Source organism: Psychrobacter sp. KFRI-CH2-11, from assembly GCF_038239325.1.
GTDB lineage: Bacteria > Pseudomonadota > Gammaproteobacteria > Pseudomonadales > Moraxellaceae > Psychrobacter > Psychrobacter celer.
In genome coordinates this window covers 2,892,375-2,913,267 of record NZ_CP151283.1, presented here as the reverse complement: position 1 = coordinate 2,913,267, position 20,893 = coordinate 2,892,375, and the positions used below count along the sequence as shown (strand labels likewise).

Genomic DNA, 20,893 nt, shown 5'->3' with positions numbered 1-20,893 from the left:
AGAGACGTCTCGGTAATGATCATCAGTACGACACGCAAGATAGGTCCAGTGAATACATGGGTTTACAATTGTGCTTGTCTATCATAGAGCTCGGCCTCTATAATGGCTGATTTTTTATCCAACTCGCCACATATCGTTTGGGCGATGCTGGCTTGTCGCACGTTTGGTTGTGGCAGGCGTTGTCTGATCGCTAGGGTTTGCTAGATACTGCTTTATGATCTGCGTCTTGTCAGCCCTATGTGGTCGGCCTAGTTTATAAGGCATTGTAGCCCCTGCGAAATAAGCATTGATTGATAAGCAATAAGGGCTAAGTGCTGCTTAAAAGCCACTGTTTGATTGTTCCACCTTCACCCATAACCGCTAGGTAATTATGACTGACCACGCATTTTATACGCTAAGTATCTCTATAGCAGCCGCATTGCTTGCGTATATTCTACTATGGTCAGGATTACAGACGTTCAATGCCAATCCGACCAAACGGTTTTTGCGTATCTGGGGCAAGCTCATACTGTATTATGCCGCGTACACCATGCCTATTTGGGCGCTGCTCCTACTGACAGGCTGGATGGAGGGTCTATTTGCCTTAGCGTGGCCGGTGCTGCTCATCGCGGTGGCGGCCATGCTACTCTATTTTTATACCGTTATCATTCAGCCCAATTGTTTGCGCCTTGAGCACCATACTGTCGATTTGGATTTGTCGACACCACTGACGGTCGCTGTATTGGCAGACCTACGCATTGGGTTATATAGTGGCAAGCCGCGCCATATTCGTAAGCTGGTTGCGACCATCAATGACTTGGCAGTGGATGCGGTTTTGATTACCGGTGATTGGCTGTATTATCCTAGCGCCGATTTGGTCGGGCAGTTGATGCTGTTTAAAGGGGTCAACAAACCGGTCTATACAGTGATGAGTACCTCAGACTTGCGTTATCAGTCGCTCAACACCACCAAGCAAGGCCAGCCATTATTAGAAGACACTTTGGCCTGCGCATTTGATGTGCTTGATATCAGCTACATTGGTCAGCAGTGTACCTCGTTGCCGCTCAGATGCGCCGCCATGCCGCCATCTGCCAGTCGTTTTGACAATACAAAAGAACCCCAACGTTTAGCGGCGCACGCAACAGATGCGCCTGTAGCCGTGCTGTGTGGTTGGCAAGATGTCCCTGTACAATGTGGCGAAATCAATGAGAAAAACAGCGCGGACAAAGCCAAGCTTGGGACAAAAATCACCCACGCGCGTCAGCCGGTGATTATTTTGGCCTCACGGTTTGATAGTATCAGCGATTTGCCAAAATCGCCACAACCACGGCCGTTATTGATCACAGGGGCAGCAAAAGCCACACAAAAAAACATATGGCAGGCGCAAAAGCAACAAGACATCCAGCGCAGTGGCCACAAAGGTATGCTTGGCAATAGTCGTATGGGTAAGCAGCGCGGTTTATACCAGCATGCCAGTGCCCAGATATTTGTCAGTAGCGGTATTGGCACGCGTGGTCTGCCGTTTCGCTTGTATCGGCCCACTATCGATGTGTTGACGATTCGTTAATATTTTGTCAAACACTTATCAGCGCTGCTGCATTGCGCTACACTAATCAGTCATTAATAAGCCACCAAACGGTGACTCATTAATGACGGGTAGCACTTTTGATGCAGGTCATGGATGAGCGGGGGTGAGCATTTTATTGATTGACAACGTAGATGTAATCTCAATTGATTGATAGCGGTCAAATCAAAATATGCTACACTAACAGGCGTTTTTTATGATTATGTGTTAATGATTCTGTTTTAGAATCAGACAGATTTAGAATCAGACAGACGCATTTATATCGCAAGTGCTTGGTGTACACCAGCATTTCCACAGTACGACAGTACGTAAGATAAAACATCGCACGTAATACCATGAGCGTCTATTTTTGCCTATATAACGATAGGTAGAGTAGAGGCGCACACTGGCATTTGCAAACGACCTATCATGTGACAGCTTTGATAAAAGCTAGGATAATACAGTAAGGCACGGTTATGAGCACAGCATACGACGAGATTAAAACCCGACTACAAGGCTCAATGGTAGCCTTGGTAACGCCCATGCACCCTGACGGCACGGTCGATTATAAACGTCTGGCAGACCTCATAGATTGGCAGATTGAGCAAGGTACGCATTGTCTGGTGGCCGTTGGTACTACCGGCGAGTCAGCAACGCTATCGATGCAAGAGCATAGCGATGTGATTCGTTATTTTGTGCAGCATGTCAAAGGTCGCGTACCGGTGATTGCGGGCACAGGCGCCAACAACACCATGGAAGCCATCAAGCTGACCCAAGATGCTGCCGACGCTGGTGCAGATTGTGCCTTGCTCGTTGCGCCTTATTATAATAAGCCGCCGCAAGAAGGGTTGTTTCAGCATTACAAGACCATCGCCGAGGCGGTCAACATTCCGCAGATGCTCTATAACGTGCCAGGACGCACCGTCGTCGATATCGCCCAAGAGACCGTCGAGCGCTTATGTGATATCGACAATATCGTTGCTATCAAAGACGCCACAGGCTCAGTGGGCCGCGGTGAGCAGCTGATCAAAGCTGTAGGTGATAAAATGGTGGTGCTATCTGGTGATGATGGCACCGCGCTTGATTTGATGAAAGTCGGCGGTAAGGGCAATATCTCCGTGACGGCCAACGTCGCACCAAAAGCCATGAGTGAGACCTTTACCGCTGGTCTGCGCGGCGACTTTGCCGCTGCTGACAAAGCTCATGATGTGGTCAAGCATCTGCATCGTGATCTGTTTATTGAGTCAAGCCCGATTCCTGCCAAATATGCCTTGCACAAAATGGGTATGATCGACAAAGGGATTCGCTTGCCGTTGGTATGGCTGGCACAAAAGCATCATGCCACTATCGATGAAGCCTTGGTGCGTGCCAACTTACTATAGTAGTATCGAGCAATAATTGCTAACTCAGAGAGATAACATGATGAAAACATCATCGACGATCACAAAGATAATCCCTGCGCTGCTAACCGTCGTTTTGGGCAGCACCTTCGTATTGAGCGGTTGCCAAAGTATCAAAAACGTACTTGGCAAACGCGACAATGGTAGTTTGGAATACCAACAAAGCAAAAAACTGGCACCGATTGAGTTGCCAGCGAATAAAGAGCCTGCACCTTTTGTCCCTTTATATCCTACGCCTAACGCTGGTACAAACACCCTAACACTAAAAAATGACTCAGGCAGTCAGTATCAACTGCCAAAGCCTCAGCGTACGGTTAGCACGCCTTCAAACTAATTTTATTTCTTTACTTATACCGCTGAGTTTTTGCCTTGCCGATTGTATATGATCGACTGAGCCAAACCAAAGCGGTAGCTGCGCGTTTTTACCACATAAGCTTGAACGAACAGGAACTCCCATAATGCAAAAGCAACAACTGCTGTACAAAGGTAAGGCCAAATCTGTATATGAAACAGAAGACAATGATCTTCTGATTTTGCACTTCCGTGATGATACCTCAGCGCTGGATGGTAAGCGTATCGAGCAATTGGCACGCAAGGGCGTCGTCAATAACCGCTTTAATGCGTTTATCATGCAAAAACTGGCGGATGCGGGTATCGAAACCCACTTTGAAAAGCAGCTGTCAGAAGATGAAGTGTTGGTCAAGCGTCTGGATATGATTCCGGTAGAGTGCGTGGTGCGTAACTTTGCCGCTGGCAGTTTGGTACGCCGTTTGGGCTTAGAAGAAGGGCAAGCACTGACGCCGCCTACTTATGAGCTGTTTTATAAAGACGATGCGCTGGGTGATCCTATGGTAAATGAGTCACTGGCCATGTCTCTTGGTTGGGCGACCAAAGAGCAGTTGGCAAAAATGCAAGAGCTGACCTATCAGGTCAATGACGTACTAAAAGCGCTGTTTGCCGCTGGTGATTTGATCTTGGTCGATTTCAAACTTGAGTTTGGCGTATTCCATGACCGTATCGTCTTGGGTGATGAGTTTTCACCCGATGGCTGCCGTATTTGGGATAAAACCACCAAGAAAAAACTGGACAAAGACCGTTTCCGTCAGTCATTGGGTGATGTGATCGAAGCATACGAAGAAGTGGCCAACCGCATTGGCGTCCCATTAAGCTAAGCGATTTTTTTAGACCGTTATAAAAGACTGAGCCGTGTGCTCAGTTTTTTTATGCAAAAAATTACGGAACTGGTAAAAAAGACGCACGGTACAAGTACGGTATTCTACTTATAATACCTTTGAATGTGTCACGTAGGTCGATAGTCATGTCTCACACGCGGTTTCCCAAAACAAACAGCAAGGCACTAGAGCCGATTTGGTTTACGCGTCCCACCTGTGTGGTCGCCGCTGATTTGATAGGTAAGGTACTGTGCAGGCGGCTGATAGATAGCGACGGCACAGAAAAAATCCTACGTATGCGCATCTCGGAGACCGAAGGCTATATTGGGGCAGCAGACCCAGCTTGCCACGCTCATGCTGGCACGCGCACCTCACGTACCAAGATTATGTATGAGCCAGGTGGCGTATTTTATGTTTATCTGACTTATGGCGTTCATCATATGCTCAACTTAGTCAGCGGCGCTGCCCAGTCGCCCGAGTCTGTGCTGATACGTGCAGGGTTTTTGACCGGCGACAGTGACTGTCTCACAGACGAGCAGCCATGGAGTCCCCGTAAGCAGCTGACAGATCCCAAACAGTTTGCAGGACCAGGTAAGCTCACCAAACGCTTGCACATTGATCGTGATTTATATGGCAAGCCTATTGCCCCTGTATCTGACGTTTGGGTCGAAGACGATGGCTGTCAGCCGCCAGTGTCATTGCGCCCGCGTATCGGCATCGACTATGCAGGCGACGCCAAGGACTGGCTACTACGCTATATATGGACTGATCATCCATCGTTATCTAAAAAATAGTAAGTTTATAGCTATAGTAATTTTTTTAAATAAGCTCGAAGGAAGTGTTTTATGTATAAATTAACCGTTTTTATCCCTGATGAGGCGCTCGAGGCGGTAAAATCAGCGCTGTTTGCCGCGGGCGGCGGTAAGATTGGCAATTATGAAGCATGCTGCTGGCAAGTGCAGGGTACAGGGCAGTTTAAGCCTTTGGCAGGTAGTCACCCGCATATCGGGGCGCAGGATAGACTAGAAAAAGTAACCGAATGGCGCGTTGAGATGGTGGTGGCAAAAGAAAATATCGAGCAGGTCATCAGTGCGTTAAAGCAGGCGCACCCTTATGAGACGCCTGCTTATGATGTCATTGAAGTACTTGACTGGTAAGAGATGAGGCAGGATAGCGAATAGTGGCTTAATTAGGTTCAATCTTCTTTTATTTTAATCACCTGATAGCTTGGGTAATCAAGCTCGATCTTATAGTCTTCGCCGCCGCGTCTGGCTTTTACCTTTATTTTGTGGTCGCCTTTTTTGTATTTTACATCTTTGACACGGTACCCCATGCTGCTGACTTTATTGGCAGCGCGCTGTTCGATTGCAGGCTGATACAGCTCTTTATCGATATTTTTCAGCGTTTTTTTGTGCTTCTTATACAGCTTGGTGTCTTTATAAATGTCTTCATATAGATCGCCATAGGCATTGTAGCCAGGCGCGGTGACGCAGCCAGTCGTCAGCGCCAAGGCAGCAACCATAGCAGTCACTGCGGCAGGCTTTACAAAAGTAGTGATGTGCATAAAAACCTCTTATGGGGTCAAAATGTGATGAGTCAGTTTATAAAAAATGGCCAAACAAACCAAGGGCTGGCTTATTTGACCAGAGGCATCAAGACCACAACGATGCCAAAATCTAATAAAAAGTCGCGCGAATAATGCACGGACAAACAAGAATAATCGATAAGACGCGCACTATCTTATCAAATACATATTAGTCTTTTTCTATTTTGATGACATTTAGGTTGGGATAGCCAAGCAGGATTTCGTACTCTTGGGAGCCGCGTTTTGCCTCAATCTCAAACACTCCGCGATTGTTTTTTTCTTCCAGCTCAATATCTTTGACGCGGTAACCCATGGCGCCAACCTTTCTGATCGCCCGTTGTTTGATGGCAGGGTAGCGTGACTCTTGTTTGATACGGTCTTCGACATCATCACCTTTATAGTGCTTATTGTACTTACCATGATTCTTATATTTATCGTTTTTATATTTACCGTTCTTATAGTAGTCTTCGTCGTCCCAAATATTGGACCAAGATTTTTTGTTTGAGCTGATCAAGCGCAGATCAGGATAGCTATATTTTAGCTCATATGCTTGGTTGTTCTTTTTGGCATAAGCAATGAGCGCGCGGCGGCCTCGATGACTGTCTGCTCTAATATCCATTACTTGATAGCCTTTACGGCGCAAGTTATTGCGTAGCTGCTGACTGACGCGCTTATAACTGACACGGTCATAATCACCATCTCCGCTGTAGATGGGGTAATCATAACCGTATCCAGGCGCGGCGACCGTGCAACCGACGGTAGAGACACTCAGTAATGCGATAGCAAGACCAGAGGTGACCACCGCTGATAAAGACGAAGGTCGTAATATTTTCACAATGTCTTCTCCTATAGGTGATATTTCTTCTTTTTGAAATATTTGCTTACATAACCATAGTAGGACGCTAATCTCATTGCTGCGTGTCTTGGCTGTTAATAAGTTGTAAACTTTGCAAATATTTGCGTAAGCATCGGCTACTTTGGGTGACTAATGTGCGGGATGCAGAGAGGTTCAGCGCCAATCTATTTTTATTGCCATATGATTTTTTCAAGCAGGCGGTTATTTTTATAAAATAAAATGGATAATTATCAATAGTTTGGATGGATAAAAATGAGTGTATAAGGTTTGATGTAAGTATATGCTTACACGCAATGACGCTTACGCCACTTAACATCACATTATAGATTGGGCATTATAGTCACACGGCATTAGGGAATGTGACTCAAGGATTGAGTAAACCGCATTAAGGATAATGATTCAGTGATCAGCATCAGGATGATAATGGGAACTGAAGTAAGGACACATTTTCTTTGCTGACAACAGCAGTGATTGCTGGTAGTCGTAGAAAAAGGGCAGGATGCCCAGTATCACATTATGTTGAATAGCGTGCAAGGATGCACATGACGCAACCGTGATAGGTAACATGGATGGTTAACAATAAAACCGCATAACAATTCATTGCTATGCGGTTTTATTGTATCTGCTCGTTCAATACAAAAAAAAGACCGCATACTCTCATGCGGTCTTTTTTATTCTCTACTATTTATCATTTACTTAACAGCAAGTACTCAAAAGCAAGTAATTAAGCTGGTCACTGTGAATGAGTAAAGAAGACTAGCTTAGTAAGTACAATTAGTAGTTACTGTTAGTAATTATTGTGGCGACGCCATTCGTCTACTTCGCGCTCTGCATGGTCCTTGGCATGGCCATAACGCTCTTGTACACGGCCTACTAGCTTGTCGCGGCTGCCTTCGATATGAGTGAGGTCATCATCGGTGAGCTCTGCCCATTTTTGTTTAACCGCACCTTTCATTTGGTTCCATTCACCTTTTAACGTATGTTCATTCATTATTATATTCCTTCTGTTATGATCGAGTTTAGTATTGAAGCTAAGTCTAAAGGCTAAGCTTTTAGATATTAAGCCTTAGAATATTAAGTGATAAGACATGCGTTCCATCTGTCTTTTTATACCGTATCACTCAGTGGCTGCTGATTGTTACCAACACTTAACTTGCATTGGCAATCAAGCGTGAGCCAACTGGTGATATCTAATATAGGCGCTCACAATAGCCTTGTCTGTATAGGCAGTGTTTAGAGTGTTGCACCATTATAGAGATCTACGTGCCTGTGTTAGGAGTGGCATCTTTGTGTAATAAAAGGCAGGTTTTTCAACAAAGTACCGTAAAGACAATATCGCAAAAATGGAAATGGATAAAAATTTATTAGCAAGATTAGGGACTAAATATTAGGTACTAAACATATTAGCCATTAAATATAGTCAATCCGAAATAAAGCTGGTATGCAAGATACTATTTGCTACAGGGCGTCACGTGCTACGAGTATTTAGCGTCACGGGCTACGGGTATCTATTTTACGAGAATGCTCGGCAGCTTTTATGCAGTAGTCACACCGACAAAGTCAAAATCGACGGATGGAGTTTTGCCCTGTATTAACAGACTAATAGCTTTTGCCGAACCACAAGCGTGGGTCCAGCCAAGTGTGCCATGCCCCGTGTTTAGCCATAAATTATCAAAACTCGCCGCCGTATTGTGACTACCGTGACGGACATGGCCTTTGTGCGCGCGGCCTATCAGCGGTACGTTTGATGGGGTCATCGGCCGCAGCCCTGTCCAGTATTGTACAGAGCTTGCAATGATGCCTTTTGGAAATAGCTGCTGCACACGGCGAGTGATGGCCGCGCAGCGAGTGGGGTTTAGATCCAGATTGTAGCCGTTGAATTCGGCGGTGCCCGCGACCCGTAGCTTGTCACCGAGGCGCGATGCCACCAGTTTAAACTCATCATCGATTAGGCTGACAAACGGCGCTAGATGCGGGGCGCGAGGATTGACTTGATAAGTGGCTGAGTAGCCTTTGGCGGGGAAAATAGGCAGCTGTACATCGAGCGGTTTCATCAGGGCGACGCTATGGCTACCAAGCGCCAGCACATAGCTGTCGGCGCTAAAGCTCTGGGCGTTTTCGTCTTTGGGCCGAAGGGTGACGCTATGCACGTGCGGCTGCGACGTTTGGGTATCAAGATTGATGGCGAGGACATCAGTATCATACAAAAACTGTACGCCAGCTTTGAGGCAGCGCGCAGCCAAGCGCTGAGTAAATAAATGGGCGTTGCCCGACTCATCACGGCTGGTATAGGTTGCGCCCGTGAGCTTATGAGCGATGGGGTAGAGCGCAGGCTCTAAGCTGACTGCAGTACAAATATCGATGATATGGCGCTCACAGCCAAGTGCTTGCATACGCTCGGTCGGAGCAATGGCTGCCTCAAACTCTGCTTGATCGGTATAAAAATGCATGATGCCGCGCGTTTGCTGCTCATACTCGATACCGATATCCGCGCGTAGCTGCTGCAAAGCCTCTCGTGAAAACAGCCCCAATCGGACCATCTGTACCAGATTGGCATCTGCTCTGTTCGCGCGGCACTCTTGCAAAAACTGCAGCGCCCATCTGAGCTGCGCCTTGTCCGCTCGCAGGCGATACAGCAGCGGTGCGTCTTCTTTACCTAGCCACTTTAGCGCTTTTTTCGGGGTTGCAGGATTGGCCCAAGGGGTGGCATGCGAGACCGAAATCTGCCCGCCATTGGCAAACGAGGTCTGCATTCCTGCTGCGGGTTCACGCTCGATGACGGTCACATCATAGCCTGCTTGGCGAAGATACCATGCGGTGGTCACACCCACCACGCCTGCCCCGAGTACCGCGATATGTGTCATAGATTGCTCTGCTGCGTTTTTAAAAAAAGTGCTGTTACGGCTGCGAGATGTTTTGTGCTATGGCTGGCGGGCCACATCCGCTTGCAATGCTGGTGGCAATGCCAACACTGTCAGCTCGCTGTCGGCTAAATGTTCTGGACGGGCAACGACTAACGCCTCAAAGCCATTATTGCTAGCAATGGCGTTGACCACCTGAATCTTACCGAGTTTGTCGCCGGCTGCTGGCATCTCGCCTGTGTCACTGACGTAGTGCAAAAACGCCTTTGGCGCTGATTTAAAATAAATACGGGCGATGACTTCTTGACCCAAGTAGCAGCCTTTATCGTAGTCCATTCCGCCGCGCTGATGCAGGCGTAGCTCTTGCGGCTGAAACTGCCCTTGTGTCGCCGCGACGATCCAGTAGTTGCCAGTGGCGATACTTTGCTGCGCCCATGCATTGGCCTCTTCTATCGTATGGTGCTCGTCTTTGTGACTAAAAGTCGGCTCATCAGCGAGCACACAAGGATAGATGGCGGCTGGAGTGCTGGTCTCAAACTTCGAAAATGCGCCGTACTTTTTAAGATGGGCTTGTAAGCTGTCGGCACAGTCAGCGCTGATGACGATATCAAAGTGATTTTCGGCTTGTTTTTTGATCCAAATGCCAAACTCGATGCGGCCCTTTAGGTTGCTAATGGCAGCAGCTTGATAGCTGAGTCCGAGTTTGGTGACGTCAATGGTCAGCTGACTTTGCAAGAATTTTTCGGCATCCTCGCCTTGGAGCGTCAATTGAGAAAACTGCGGCAGAGTCGGTATATCGGTAGATTGAGTCATTGTTATTATCCTTTTTTGAGCGCTGATTAGCAGGGTTTGCGCATAGTAGGTAAGGGCTGGTATCAGACTCCTTTGACCAAATACGCGCCTATAAAAACCAGATGAGATTAAGAAGAGTACCACAAAAAGTACTGCCGTAAAAAACAACAGTGCCTCGCCAATGGTTACGGTATAAGTTGGGTAGAGTGACCATTTTTCAACCGTACAAATTGGTTAAAGATGGCGAGTTACGGTACAATGTTAGCTCTACAATACACCTAAATATTGCTGGCTGCCGAGGAAACGATGAGCTTACCAAATTGTCCAAAATGTGATGCTGAATATACGTACGAAGATGGTGCGTTGCTGGTATGTCCCATGTGTGCTCATGAGTGGACAGCCGCGGAAACTGACGCTGCAGAAGCCGAGGCTCAAGGCGCTGTCATCCGCGATGCCGTCGGCAACGAGCTACAAGATGGCGACGCGGTGACCGTCATCAAAGATTTAAAAGTTAAAGGCTCCTCACTCATCATCAAGGTAGGCACCAAGGCCAAAAGCATTCGCTTGCTACCAGACGCAAGCGATGGTCATGATATCGACTGTAAGCTCGATGGCTATGGGCCGATGAAGCTAAAATCCTCGGTGGTAAAAAAGGCATAAAATGCCTGCAAGCCAACAGACGAAAGATGGCTTATGTCACCATTACCTTTACTACAATAATAGAGAATATTTATGAGTACTAAAAACGAACAACTATTTGCGCAAGCTCGCAAACATATCCCAGGCGGTGTCAACTCACCTGTCCGTGCCTTTGCTGGAGTGGGTGGTACGCCGATTTTTATGCATCGTGCCAGCGGTAGCAAAATCTATGATACCGAAGACAATGGCTATATCGATTATGTTGGCTCGTGGGGGCCGATGATTTTGGGTCATGCTCATCCAAAGGTGATCGATGCGGTCAAAAAAGCGGCGGATGATGGCCTGAGCTTTGGTACACCAACCCCGTTTGAAACCACCGTTGCCGATAAGATCTGCGAGATCGTGCCAAGCGTTGAGATGATTCGCATGACCAACTCAGGCACGGAGGCGACCATGAGCGCCATCCGTTTGGCGCGTGGCTATACGGGACGTGACAAAATCGTTAAGTTCGAAGGCTGCTACCATGGCCATTCAGACAGCTTATTGGTCAAAGCAGGCTCAGGAATGCTCGATATCGGCGAGCCAACCTCAAAAGGCGTGCCAGCGGATTTTGCCAAGCATACCATCACCATTCCTTATAACGATCCGCAAGCGATTAAGGATTGTTTTGAAAAGTGGGGTGATGAGATTGCTTGTGTCATCTTGGAGCCGATCGCTGGCAACATGAATATGGTCGTGCCCACGCAAGCGTTCCACGATACCTTGCGTGCTGAGTGTACTGCCAACGACGCCGTGCTGATTTTTGATGAAGTGATGACGGGTTTTCGTGTCGGTCTTGGCGGCGCGCAGGCACATTTCGGTATCGACCCTGATTTGACTTGTTTTGGCAAAATCATCGGCGCTGGCCTGCCAGTAGGCGCATTTGGTGGAAAAGAGAAAATCATGTCTTGTATTGCCCCACTAGGCGGCGTTTATCAAGCGGGTACGCTATCGGGCAACCCACTTGCCATGCGTGCAGGTATCGCGATGTTTGAGGACTTAACAGTCGCAGGTTTTTATGACGAGCTATCGGCCAAAGTAGATAAGCTAATCAGCGGCTTTCAGGCAGCTGCGGACAAACATGGTATCAATCTACGCACCAATAACGTCGGCGGCATGTTTGGCATGTTTTTTGTCAAAGACTGCGACACTACTGTACCGCAAAACTTCAATGACGTGACGCAGTGTGATATGGAAGCCTTTAACACCTTTTTCCATGGCATGTTAGATCGCGGTATTTACTTGGCGCCGTCAGCATATGAAGCAGGCTTTATGTCTATCAAGCACAGCGATGCAGACATCGATGCCTCAATCAAAGCCGCTGACGAGATATTTGCTGAGATGGCAGCAGCGTAATTGCGGTTTTTAGCTTGGGTTTGAACGCCCTAAGAGGGTCAGTATCATAAATGGTGCTGACCTTTTTTTATGGATATGAATGCGGTGTACAGCCTTTATTTGATTTTATCAAACTTAGCATCTTTTAGGCTCAGTCGGCCGCGCAGTACGTCACTGTACATACGAAAGTCGCTGACAAAGCTTTTTAGTGGAGACTTAAACGACGCGGGTTTGTTTTTTTCAAAGAAAAAATGCCCGACCCAGGCACAGGCATAACCTGCGGCGATGCCTTTAAGCAGCGGGGCGGGCGAGCGCGACTTGACCGACTTTGCCAGGCCCAGTAAGCCAAAGCTACTACCTGCGAAGTGCAACCGGCGGCAAGCCATGTTTTGATGCTCATCTAAATAAAAATCATAAAAGCTTTGTTTGGTTGGGCTGACAGCTATCATCATGCTTTTTTTAGCATTGCTGGCCGCTTGAGCATCGGTGTTTTTGGTAGTGTTTTGTATGGTAGTTTGATTCATTTATTTAGCTTCCTTGCTAATCGTTTATTGAGTGTGGACATTAGGGGGCTTTTTGTTTTACTAAAACGGCTAGGTGGTCATTAAGTGACTGTTATTTATTATAATATTGGTCGTTTTTAATGTAGCAAAACGCTATCCTTAACACAAGCAATGGATGTTTATGGCGCATTTGTTATTTTGTCGATGATGCGCTTGCTGCTTAATTAGCATTTGGGTCGCTTGCCAGTGTTTGGCATAAATGCTTTAATGGCGAAAATTGTGTCACTGCTGTCTGTTGGCCTCTTACATTGATGTTGATGGCCCGTTTTTGTCATGTGGTTTTTATAGTTTGGTTATTATAAGGTGTTTGACAGCTTGGCTTTGCTTGAGCCAGCCGTTTGACCCAGCGCCGCCCATGTATGTACCTTTTATCCCACTAATATGGTAACGATTTCGCTTATGCCCATTGATTATTTTACAAACCCGCCAATCGCCGACGATGAAATGATGGCCGCCATTGATATCGGCTCCAATAGTTTTCACTTAGCCATCGCTCGTTTAGATCATGGGGAGGTGCGTAAAGTCGTCTCTATGTCAGAAAAAGTGCAGCTGGCCGCGGGGCTGGATGAACACAACATCCTAAGCGCGGCGGCTGAAAAGCGCGGCCTTGAATGTCTTAGCCGCTTTGTGGCGCGTTTGGATTCGGTGCCGCCTGAGCGCATTCGGGTGGTCGCCACCAACGCCTTGCGCCAAGCCAAAAACGCCAATGACTTTATCAGCCGTGCCAATAAAATTTTGCCCAAGCCTATCGAGATTATCGCAGGACGAGAAGAGGCGCGTTTGATTTATTTGGGCGTCTCACATACCAATGCCAGTAGTGATAAGCGTTTGGTCATCGATATTGGTGGCGGCTCGACGGAGTTTATCATCGGCCAAGAGTTCGACCCGTTACTAACGGAGAGCTTGCAAATGGGCTGCGTGGCCTTTACCCAAAAGTACTTTGCTGATGGGCAGATTACCAAAGACGCGTTTACCAATGCCATCGCAGGCGCACGTAAAGAAGTATTGGCGATCAATGGCCGCTACCAAAAAGTCGGCTGGAGTAGTGTGGTCGGCTCAAGCGGTACCATCAAAGCGGTACGAAATGTCTTGGTGTCAAAGGGCTGGGCCGATGAGCAAGAGCGCATCACCTATAAAGGGGTGAAAAAACTCGAAAAGCTGCTGCTAAAGATTGGCAACGTCGGCGATATCGATTTAGAAGGTGTCAAAGAGCACCGAAAGGCGGTGTTTCCAGCGGGGGTGGCGGTGCTGCGCGCGGTGATGAAAGTGCTGGGCATCGAAACCATCGTCTATTCTGACGGCGCGCTGCGCGAAGGCGTCATGTATGATATGTTGGGGCGTTTTGCGAGTGAAGACGTGCGTGACCGCAGTGTGCTGGCGTTGATCAAACGCTATTCGGGCGACAAAAAACAAGCCAAACAAGTGGTCAAAACCAGCCGGCATTTATTTGAACAAGTCAAAGACACGCTGGGTCTGAGTAGTGATGATGGCGATTTGCTCAGACGGGCGGCGTTTTTGCACGAGATAGGGCTGGCGATCAGTCACAGTAGCTACCATAAGCACAGTGCTTATTTGCTTGAGCACTCAGATATTCCGGGGTTTTCACAGGTCGACCAAAAGCGCATGGCGCAGCTGATGCTCAATCACCGCCGTAAGCTAAAAGCCGATATGTTGGAGCAGACCTGTACCATCGGCGGCAACCAGCTGGTCTATCTGTGCTTGCTCTTGCGTTTGGCAGTATTGGCGCATCACAGCCGCAGCGACCATGAGCTACCAGCATTACAGCTCGCTGTCGTCGATGATCACTGCTGGCAGATCACGGTTGCCGATAGTAGTGAACACTATGCGTTTTTGTTGCCAGATTTGCATACCGAGATTGATCAGTTTGCCAAATGGGGTATCAAGCTTAGCGTGATAGAGGCCTGATGGCTCTAGCATTTATGACTATAGTCAGTTCGAAATAAAATCGATACGCTCATATAAACGTGCAACTGGTACGAATTTTCCTTGCTTGCTGTGTCTACGCTGACAGAGGCTACGCAAAATTCATACCAGCTGCACTATATCGGTTTTAAAGTGAATTAACCATATTATTATGCCAGATGACGGACAACATCGACGTATCAATGTGCCTTACCGGTGGCATGTGCCCTATCGTTAGTAAGATGGTTTACAGATCTAGGTAACAAAAGCCGCTTTGACAATAATGTCATGCCATTTAAGATGTGCTACTATAGCTTCTGTTGAGTTTACAACTGTACTTTCATTATCAAAAACCGATAACATTATTGAGTATAATTATTAAAGGGAAGCATTTATGAGCACTGTCTGGGATAGTGTGCAGCTTGCACGGCACGCCAAGCGTCCATTATTTATGGACTATGTCAATCAGCTGTTTACCGAGTTTGATGAATTACATGGCGACCGCGCGTTTGCCGATGACAAGGCCATCGTGGGTGGTCTGGCGCGTTTTGAGGGTCAGCCTGTGATGGTCATCGGTCAGCACCGTGGCCGTAGTACGCGTGAGCGTATCGCCCATAACTTTGGTATGGCCAACCCCGAAGGCTACCGTAAGGTCATTCGTTTGGTAAAAATGGCCGAGCGGTTTAATATTCCGGTGATGACCTTTGTCGATACCCAAGGCGCGTATCCAGGAGTGGGCGCAGAAGAGCGCGGCCAAGCACAAGCCATCGCGGAGAGTATCGCAGTCTTCTCTAGTCTACAAGTTCCTATTATCGTGACCATCATCGGTGAAGGCGGCTCAGGCGGTGCGCTGGCCATCGGCGTGGGTGACAGGGTCAATATGCTACAAAACAGTATCTACTCGGTCATCTCACCTGAAGGCTGTGCTTCTATCTTATGGAAGACGGCCGAAAAAGCCCAAGACGCCAGTGAAGCATTGAAGCTAAACGCGGTAAACCTGCATCAAATGGGTCTAATTGATGCGGTCATTGAGGAAGGTAAGGGCGCGCACGTCCAGCCGCAGCCTGTCATGGATGCGCTAAAGTCCTTGCTCACTGAGCAATTAAAAGCGCTCAATGAGATGGATGTTGAAACTCGCTGCGCGCTGCGTTATGAAAAGCTCAAATCCTTTAACTCTGAAGTGATGCTGCCTTGCTGATTTGTTGATGAGTCATATCGCAAAATAAAAGTGCTAAAATAAAAACGTGTCATTATATGGCGCGTTTTTTTATGCATAGGTGATTTATAAGATTTTGAGCCAATAAATTGCCCAATCATCTAAGCGCCCAGACATTCTCCGCTACTTTTTAACTACTACGATTTAAACACTTTAAAAAATAACTTTGTATTGAGTGACTTGATCGCCATGTATCTGACGTATTTGGACTTTACTATAATTAGCAGCACCATTTCTATACGACGTATATATGTTAAGGCTCATGATATTTTGATTGGTACAGACAAGGCTGATTATGACCAGTAGCGCAATTATTCCCTCTCCTATTAAGCCAATAGCGACGCGACCGATTGATGAAGGTTTGGCGCAGGCATTGCTGAGTAGTCTGACAGAATACAGCGCGCAGCTGCATGGCCGGCGTGTCTGGCTGGCCTGTAGTGGTGGGCGAGACTCTTTAGCGCTGGCGGCGCTGTGTGTCCAGCTATATCATCGCGGCCGCTTGCCGTTTTTGCCGCAGTTGCTGCACGTCGATCATGGCCTGCAAGCAGATAGCGGCGTCTGGGCGCAGCATGTCGCGCGTTGGGCCACCGCGCAAAATATGCATTGTCAAATCTTGCGCGCACAGGTCGAAGGTCAAGATGAGCAGGCAGCACGGCATGCCCGCTATGAGGTGATGCGCGCCGTACTCAAGACCGACGATATACTGATGCTTGCGCATCATGCTGATGACCAAGCCGAAACGATACTGATGCGGCTGATACAAGGCGCTGGGGTCAATGGGCTATCAGGTATGCAGCCGTGGCGCAAGCAGACACAAGGTGGCCGGCGCAACGCACTGTGGCGGCCATGGTTGACCGCCAAACGTATTACGATCAGCCGTTATGCGCAGCGTCTACAACTCCCCTATATTGATGACCCAACCAATGAGGCAGGGGACAACGTCCGTAGTGGTCTGCGCCGCGATGTCATGCCAGTTTTGGCCACGTACAACCCAAACATCATTGATAATATCGCCCGCAGCGCCCAGCTATTAAGTGACGCACAATCCATCGTCAATGATCAGGCAGTAGCGGATCTGCAGCGGGTAGCAGTCAGGGATTTGCAGCTCGCGTCCGCCCAGCGGGTACTAGATATAGCAGCGCTAAACACGCTGCCGCCATACCGTCAGCGCCAATTGCTGCATCATTGGCTTACTCAAGATGAGCCATTACCACCCACAAAGCAGCTGGTAGATGCGGTATTTGGCCTTAGCCGGCGTCAGGACTCTAACCACCAAACCGCGCTTTTTTGGCAAGCGAGTCTACAGTCTTACGTCATTCGCCGTTATCGTCAGCGGCTGTATCGCATAAGTAGCGACTGGCTGGATTGGCTGACGTTACCGCTGGGTAAGGTGGAGCATGTAATCTCTGATCTGACAGATGAGGTAGCTAGTACACCTGCTATCAGACCGCAGCCTATATTGATGACATTACGCAGTGACACACATTTCGTTTGGCAAGCCAAGATTTGGCCTCATGCTTTGGCTACTTTATTGGGTGGTGATAGAAGCGGCAGTGCTGCGTTAATCAAGGACACGTTAAGCAGGGACAAGTTAAGGGATAAGCTTAACCATCAGGGTACCATTCGTCTCTCGTTTGCGCCGTTAGCGCGGCAGCAGCGCGTGCGCACGCTGTCCATGCCGCGGCCACAAGCGGGCAAAAAACTATATCAAACGCTGGGCATACCAGTATGGCTGCGTGAAAGCTTGGTGATAGTAAGCGTCGACTGTAGCTCAAAAGACGGACAAGACGATCTGATCGAAAACGCAGCTGCCGTGCCTATCTTATTGCTGTCGCCTTTTAATTGTTGGATATTGCACACAAATATCATACGCGTAGAGAGTAATCACTCAGTGGTGCTTGATGAGATAGCTGAGGGTGTCGTCAGTCAGATTATGATACAAAAAGCGCGCTAGACAACAAAGCCAGCAATACCAAAGCAACACTAAAGTCCGTCCAAATAGAGGCGATAACTCTATCAGTCAATGAGGCAACAAGCGGGCAAGTAAGCCGCTGAATTTATCAAACGATGCCAGTAGCAGTATGGTAAACTGAGTGTCATTTTCCCTAGCAGTATGTTAGTTTGAATACTTTTGGATTTTCGCGTAGGAGACAAGTATGTCAGTATTAGATAATAAAAAAATCAGCTTTATCGGCGGCGGCAACATGGCGCAGGCTCTGATTAGTGGGCTTGTCAGCTGCGGTGTGGAGCCAAGCTTGATTATAGTCGCTGACCCTAGTAGCGAGGTGCGCGAGCAGCTATCTGCTAAAGGACTAAACGCTGTTGACCCAGCCGCCGATGCCACAGCTGCTGTTATCGGTGCTGACATCGTGGTATTGGCCGTCAAGCCGCAAGTGATGAAAGCGGTAGTGAGCGGCTTTGCCGATGCGCTAGATCAGCAACTGGTGATTTCGGTCGCGGCAGGTCTGTCGACGGCTTTATTGACAGACATGCTCGGCGGCTATAGCAATATCGTGCGCGCGATGCCAAACACACCAGCGATGATTCAGATGGGTGCGACTGGTCTATATGGTACAGACGCTATCTCTGCAGAACAAAAGCAATTGGCAACGGCGGTGATGGAAGCTTCAGGGCTAGTCATGTGGGTCGATGATGAAACACATATGCATGCGGTCACGGCCGTTTCAGGCTCGGCGCCTGCTTATATGTTTTACTTTATCGAGTCGATGGTTGATGGTGCAGTCGCGCTGGGATTGGATAAAGAGCAAGCGTCAGCACTGGCCATGCAGACCATGCTAGGCGCGGCAAAAATGGCGATGAATAGCGATGACGCACCAGCCGAGCTGCGCCGTAAGGTCACCTCGCCAAATGGTACGACGCAAGCGGCCGTCGAGTCTATGCAAGCCAACGAGATTGGTCGTCAAATCATTGAAGCCATGCAAGCCTGCTACGATCGCAGCCAAGCGCTGAGCGAAGAGATGAGTAAATAATCGCTGACTACTGTTTTTCTATCTTGGGATATGTCATGCATGATGGCATATCTCACTTATAATCAAAAAACGCCTGATAAAGACATTCGTCTTCTTAAAATCCGTCAATAACGTCACATTGAGTAGCGCTTCATGAACAACATGTTATTTCAAATCTTTGATTTGGTCACCACTTTCGCCATGATGTTGGTGTTTATTCGTTTTATGCTGCAGTTCGCTGGTATGGATGCTCGTAACCCCATGATAGCCCCTGCCTATAAAGCGACCCATATCGTCGATGTGTTTGGGCGTATTTTTCCGACCGTCGCGCAAGGCCGTATCAGCATCGCTGCCATTGTACTGATGTTTTTGATCCGTCTGATCGACATCTCTGGCAAAGCCGCTTTGATGCATAAAGGCATTGCGCCGGTGCCGTTGTTTTTTACGGGCACCACCAGCTTATTATTAGACTTTTTGCGTATGTGTCGCTACTTGGTCATCGGCTCTATTATCGTCAGCTGGATTGTGGTGTTTACCCAGTCTCAGCATCCGATTATCGGTATTATCATCAGTCTGGCCGAGCCTATTTTGGCGCCGTTTCGCCGCATCACGCCAAACTTAGGCATGCTTGATTTGTCACCGATGGTGGCTTTTTTGGCGTTTTATTTACTCGAGATATTCATCGGTGGTTTGGCCGCCAGCTTTATGCCAATGTTGGGCTAACACTAGGGCGCTGCGCTGTTAATTAGCCTGAGTAAAGGGCGCTCTATCGATATAGAGCGCCCTTTTTGTATATATTTATTGGATAGGTGAATAATTGACAAAACGATTGGGTATCAATTGGGCGGCGTCATCGTCAGGGTGCGGGACGTCAGCGGCGCGTAGCGTCTGAGTGATCCAATTATCTGCCGCTTTGACGGCGTCAATCAGCGCATCGCCCATGGCTAAGCGGCCCGCGATAAAGCTGGCAAGCGAGCAGCCAGAGCCATGAAACTCGCCTTTTAGGCGCGGCAAGATACTCTGATGTACCATCTCACCATTGATATACAGATACTGCTCGATATCGCCGCTGTCGAAGTCATGAGAGGTTTTTATCAAGACGGCATGGGTGCCTTGCGCACACAGTTTTTGTGCAGCGACATGTAGGTCTTGCTCGCCGCTTAGCGCACGCAGCTCATGCGTATTGGGTGTGATTAAGGTGGCGTAGGGGAGCAGCTTGCGAAAGGCGGTGACCAAGGTCTGCTCGTCGCCCAAGCTGCCGCCGCTATTGGCAACCAGCACAGGGTCCAAGACAAAAGGCGTGTCGGCGTCGATGGTTTGCTTGGTAAACAGCTCTGTGAGCATGGCGATATTGTCAGTGGTGCCAAGCATACCGGATTTTATGGCACGGACCGGCAGATCTTCGAGCACGGCGCCGGCTTGATCTTTGACCAAACTGGCGGCGCACGCCTCAAACCCAAACACCTGCTGCGAGCTTTGGATGGTGATGGCGGTACAAGCGATGGCGGCATGGGCGCCGGCTTGGCCGATGGCCTCGATATCCGCTTGTAGTCCAGCACCGCCTGAGGGGTCCAATCCTGAAAAACACAGTACCACGGGTCGCATAACATATCCTTTTATTTATAAGAGCTATCAAAAAAACTGATAAATACTATAGCCAGCCAATAAGAAAAAAGCCAGCGCCAGCATGGCGTTAACCTGTTTTAAAATAAGTAGCGCTCTACAGACATAAAAAGCGCCAGTTTTGTGTTGCATTGATTGTACCCATGGCAGGTGTTTTAATCAGCCAAATCAATTCATTGTAACCCTAAAGATAGGGGGCATCTAATGTACAGATTTGGGCAGTATTTTTGGTCACAATGAGCGATAAAAGCATTTAAATCAGTAATTATCATAAAAGCGAGATTAAATCTGCCCACAAGGCTTGCAATTCGTTTTGGCTTTGTTATAATACTCGCCCACGACATAAGACGTATCGTTAGCATCGATACTGTATTTGT

General features: G+C 48.1%; 20 protein-coding genes. 13 read left to right on the top strand and 7 right to left on the bottom strand.

The window, feature by feature from the left end; genetic code table 11:
• Nucleotides 1-370: 370 nt before the first annotated feature.
• From AADH33_RS12085 to AADH33_RS12060, 6 genes are all read left to right on the top strand, one after another.
• Nucleotides 371-1,546 carry a hypothetical protein gene (locus AADH33_RS12085; protein WP_348549034.1) on the top strand — a complete coding sequence of 392 codons (1,176 nt, stop codon included), beginning with the start codon at nt 371-373 and terminating at the stop codon, nt 1,544-1,546.
• A 473-nt stretch (nt 1,547-2,019) separates the two neighbouring features.
• On the top strand, nt 2,020-2,925 hold the full coding sequence (dapA, locus tag AADH33_RS12080) for a 4-hydroxy-tetrahydrodipicolinate synthase (RefSeq protein WP_075102200.1): 906 nt from the start codon (nt 2,020-2,022) through the stop codon (nt 2,923-2,925).
• 40 nt (nt 2,926-2,965) lie between these two features.
• Complete coding sequence (locus AADH33_RS12075) at nt 2,966-3,277, top strand: hypothetical protein (RefSeq protein WP_305956343.1); 312 nt, start codon at nt 2,966-2,968, stop codon at nt 3,275-3,277.
• 124 nt (nt 3,278-3,401) lie between these two features.
• Nucleotides 3,402-4,115, top strand: coding sequence for a phosphoribosylaminoimidazolesuccinocarboxamide synthase (gene purC, locus AADH33_RS12070; protein ID WP_348549033.1), 714 nt, complete (start codon nt 3,402-3,404; stop codon nt 4,113-4,115).
• A 146-nt stretch (nt 4,116-4,261) separates the two neighbouring features.
• Nucleotides 4,262-4,909 (top strand): DNA-3-methyladenine glycosylase, encoded by a 648-nt coding sequence (locus tag AADH33_RS12065; RefSeq protein ID WP_348549032.1) that lies wholly within the window; start codon nt 4,262-4,264, stop codon nt 4,907-4,909.
• Between the two features lie 51 nt (nt 4,910-4,960).
• Nucleotides 4,961-5,272: a Nif3-like dinuclear metal center hexameric protein gene (locus tag AADH33_RS12060; protein ID WP_075102203.1), complete on the top strand. Its 312-nt coding sequence runs from the start codon at nt 4,961-4,963 to the stop codon at nt 5,270-5,272.
• Nucleotides 5,273-5,310: 38 nt separating this feature from the next.
• On the opposite strand, the gene AADH33_RS12055 is transcribed toward AADH33_RS12060, so the two are convergent.
• From AADH33_RS12055 to AADH33_RS12035, 5 genes are all read right to left on the bottom strand, one after another.
• Nucleotides 5,311-5,679, bottom strand: a complete 369-nt coding sequence (locus AADH33_RS12055) for a hypothetical protein (protein WP_348549031.1) — start codon at nt 5,677-5,679, stop codon at nt 5,311-5,313.
• A 190-nt stretch (nt 5,680-5,869) separates the two neighbouring features.
• Nucleotides 5,870-6,535 carry a hypothetical protein gene (locus AADH33_RS12050; RefSeq protein WP_348549030.1) on the bottom strand — a complete coding sequence of 222 codons (666 nt, stop codon included), beginning with the start codon at nt 6,533-6,535 and terminating at the stop codon, nt 5,870-5,872.
• Nucleotides 6,536-7,343: 808 nt separating this feature from the next.
• Complete coding sequence (locus tag AADH33_RS12045; RefSeq protein WP_075102206.1) at nt 7,344-7,547, bottom strand: CsbD family protein; 204 nt, start codon at nt 7,545-7,547, stop codon at nt 7,344-7,346.
• Between the two features lie 544 nt (nt 7,548-8,091).
• Nucleotides 8,092-9,420 carry a D-amino acid dehydrogenase gene (locus AADH33_RS12040; protein ID WP_348549029.1) on the bottom strand — a complete coding sequence of 443 codons (1,329 nt, stop codon included), beginning with the start codon at nt 9,418-9,420 and terminating at the stop codon, nt 8,092-8,094.
• Between the two features lie 57 nt (nt 9,421-9,477).
• Nucleotides 9,478-10,230 carry a CAF17-like 4Fe-4S cluster assembly/insertion protein YgfZ gene (locus tag AADH33_RS12035; RefSeq protein ID WP_348549028.1) on the bottom strand — a complete coding sequence of 251 codons (753 nt, stop codon included), beginning with the start codon at nt 10,228-10,230 and terminating at the stop codon, nt 9,478-9,480.
• A 285-nt stretch (nt 10,231-10,515) separates the two neighbouring features.
• Here AADH33_RS12035 and AADH33_RS12030 point away from each other — a divergent pair, with 285 nt between their 5' ends.
• A complete protein-coding gene (locus tag AADH33_RS12030; protein ID WP_075102209.1) occupies nt 10,516-10,869 on the top strand; it encodes a zinc ribbon domain-containing protein YjdM in 354 nt (117 codons plus the stop codon).
• Nucleotides 10,870-10,941: 72 nt separating this feature from the next.
• Nucleotides 10,942-12,243, top strand: coding sequence for a glutamate-1-semialdehyde 2,1-aminomutase (hemL, locus tag AADH33_RS12025; RefSeq protein WP_348549027.1), 1,302 nt, complete (start codon nt 10,942-10,944; stop codon nt 12,241-12,243).
• Nucleotides 12,244-12,338: 95 nt separating this feature from the next.
• Here hemL and AADH33_RS12020 read toward each other — a convergent pair whose 3' ends face one another.
• The gene (locus AADH33_RS12020) at nt 12,339-12,674 is read right to left on the bottom strand and encodes a DUF962 domain-containing protein (RefSeq protein ID WP_241900619.1); all 336 of its coding nucleotides are present in this window, start codon (nt 12,672-12,674) and stop codon (nt 12,339-12,341) included.
• A 510-nt stretch (nt 12,675-13,184) separates the two neighbouring features.
• On the opposite strand from AADH33_RS12020, the gene ppx reads away from it, so the two are divergent.
• The 5 genes from ppx (at nt 13,185) to AADH33_RS11995 (ending at nt 19,616) form a co-directional block, all read left to right on the top strand.
• Entirely contained in the window at nt 13,185-14,711 is a 1,527-nt protein-coding gene (ppx, locus tag AADH33_RS12015; RefSeq protein WP_348549026.1) for an exopolyphosphatase, read from the top strand.
• 391 nt (nt 14,712-15,102) lie between these two features.
• The gene (locus tag AADH33_RS12010) at nt 15,103-15,906 is read left to right on the top strand and encodes an acetyl-CoA carboxylase carboxyltransferase subunit alpha (RefSeq protein WP_348549025.1); all 804 of its coding nucleotides are present in this window, start codon (nt 15,103-15,105) and stop codon (nt 15,904-15,906) included.
• A gap of 313 nt (nt 15,907-16,219) precedes the next feature.
• Nucleotides 16,220-17,878, top strand: coding sequence for a tRNA lysidine(34) synthetase TilS (tilS, locus tag AADH33_RS12005; protein ID WP_348549024.1), 1,659 nt, complete (start codon nt 16,220-16,222; stop codon nt 17,876-17,878).
• Nucleotides 17,879-18,080: 202 nt separating this feature from the next.
• A complete protein-coding gene (gene proC, locus AADH33_RS12000) occupies nt 18,081-18,914 on the top strand; it encodes a pyrroline-5-carboxylate reductase (RefSeq protein WP_348549023.1) in 834 nt (277 codons plus the stop codon).
• Between the two features lie 132 nt (nt 18,915-19,046).
• Complete coding sequence (locus AADH33_RS11995) at nt 19,047-19,616, top strand: YggT family protein (protein WP_105244639.1); 570 nt, start codon at nt 19,047-19,049, stop codon at nt 19,614-19,616.
• 75 nt (nt 19,617-19,691) lie between these two features.
• Here AADH33_RS11995 and AADH33_RS11990 read toward each other — a convergent pair whose 3' ends face one another.
• Nucleotides 19,692-20,498: a hydroxymethylpyrimidine/phosphomethylpyrimidine kinase gene (locus AADH33_RS11990; RefSeq protein ID WP_348549022.1), complete on the bottom strand. Its 807-nt coding sequence runs from the start codon at nt 20,496-20,498 to the stop codon at nt 19,692-19,694.
• Between the last annotated feature and the right edge of the window lie 395 nt (nt 20,499-20,893).

Excerpts from the sequence above, each read along its gene's own strand:
- AADH33_RS12055 (WP_348549031.1), bottom strand. The coding sequence starts at position 5,679 with ATGCACATCACTACTTTTGTAAAGCCTGCCGCAGTGACTGCTATGGTT.
- dapA (WP_075102200.1), top strand. The coding sequence starts at position 2,020 with ATGAGCACAGCATACGACGAGATTAAAACCCGACTACAAGGCTCAATG.
- AADH33_RS12065 (WP_348549032.1), top strand. The coding sequence starts at position 4,262 with ATGTCTCACACGCGGTTTCCCAAAACAAACAGCAAGGCACTAGAGCCG.
- AADH33_RS11990 (WP_348549022.1), bottom strand. The coding sequence starts at position 20,498 with ATGCGACCCGTGGTACTGTGTTTTTCAGGATTGGACCCCTCAGGCGGT.
- AADH33_RS12045 (WP_075102206.1), bottom strand. The coding sequence starts at position 7,547 with ATGAATGAACATACGTTAAAAGGTGAATGGAACCAAATGAAAGGTGCG.
- AADH33_RS12075 (WP_305956343.1), top strand. The coding sequence starts at position 2,966 with ATGAAAACATCATCGACGATCACAAAGATAATCCCTGCGCTGCTAACC.
- purC (WP_348549033.1), top strand. The coding sequence starts at position 3,402 with ATGCAAAAGCAACAACTGCTGTACAAAGGTAAGGCCAAATCTGTATAT.
- AADH33_RS11995 (WP_105244639.1), top strand. The coding sequence starts at position 19,047 with ATGAACAACATGTTATTTCAAATCTTTGATTTGGTCACCACTTTCGCC.
- AADH33_RS12040 (WP_348549029.1), bottom strand. The coding sequence starts at position 9,420 with ATGACACATATCGCGGTACTCGGGGCAGGCGTGGTGGGTGTGACCACC.
- tilS (WP_348549024.1), top strand. The coding sequence starts at position 16,220 with ATGACCAGTAGCGCAATTATTCCCTCTCCTATTAAGCCAATAGCGACG.
- ppx (WP_348549026.1), top strand. The coding sequence starts at position 13,185 with ATGCCCATTGATTATTTTACAAACCCGCCAATCGCCGACGATGAAATG.
- AADH33_RS12085 (WP_348549034.1), top strand. The coding sequence starts at position 371 with ATGACTGACCACGCATTTTATACGCTAAGTATCTCTATAGCAGCCGCA.
- AADH33_RS12035 (WP_348549028.1), bottom strand. The coding sequence starts at position 10,230 with ATGACTCAATCTACCGATATACCGACTCTGCCGCAGTTTTCTCAATTG.
- AADH33_RS12060 (WP_075102203.1), top strand. The coding sequence starts at position 4,961 with ATGTATAAATTAACCGTTTTTATCCCTGATGAGGCGCTCGAGGCGGTA.
- proC (WP_348549023.1), top strand. The coding sequence starts at position 18,081 with ATGTCAGTATTAGATAATAAAAAAATCAGCTTTATCGGCGGCGGCAAC.
- AADH33_RS12030 (WP_075102209.1), top strand. The coding sequence starts at position 10,516 with ATGAGCTTACCAAATTGTCCAAAATGTGATGCTGAATATACGTACGAA.
- AADH33_RS12010 (WP_348549025.1), top strand. The coding sequence starts at position 15,103 with ATGAGCACTGTCTGGGATAGTGTGCAGCTTGCACGGCACGCCAAGCGT.
- hemL (WP_348549027.1), top strand. The coding sequence starts at position 10,942 with ATGAGTACTAAAAACGAACAACTATTTGCGCAAGCTCGCAAACATATC.
- AADH33_RS12020 (WP_241900619.1), bottom strand. The coding sequence starts at position 12,674 with ATGATGATAGCTGTCAGCCCAACCAAACAAAGCTTTTATGATTTTTAT.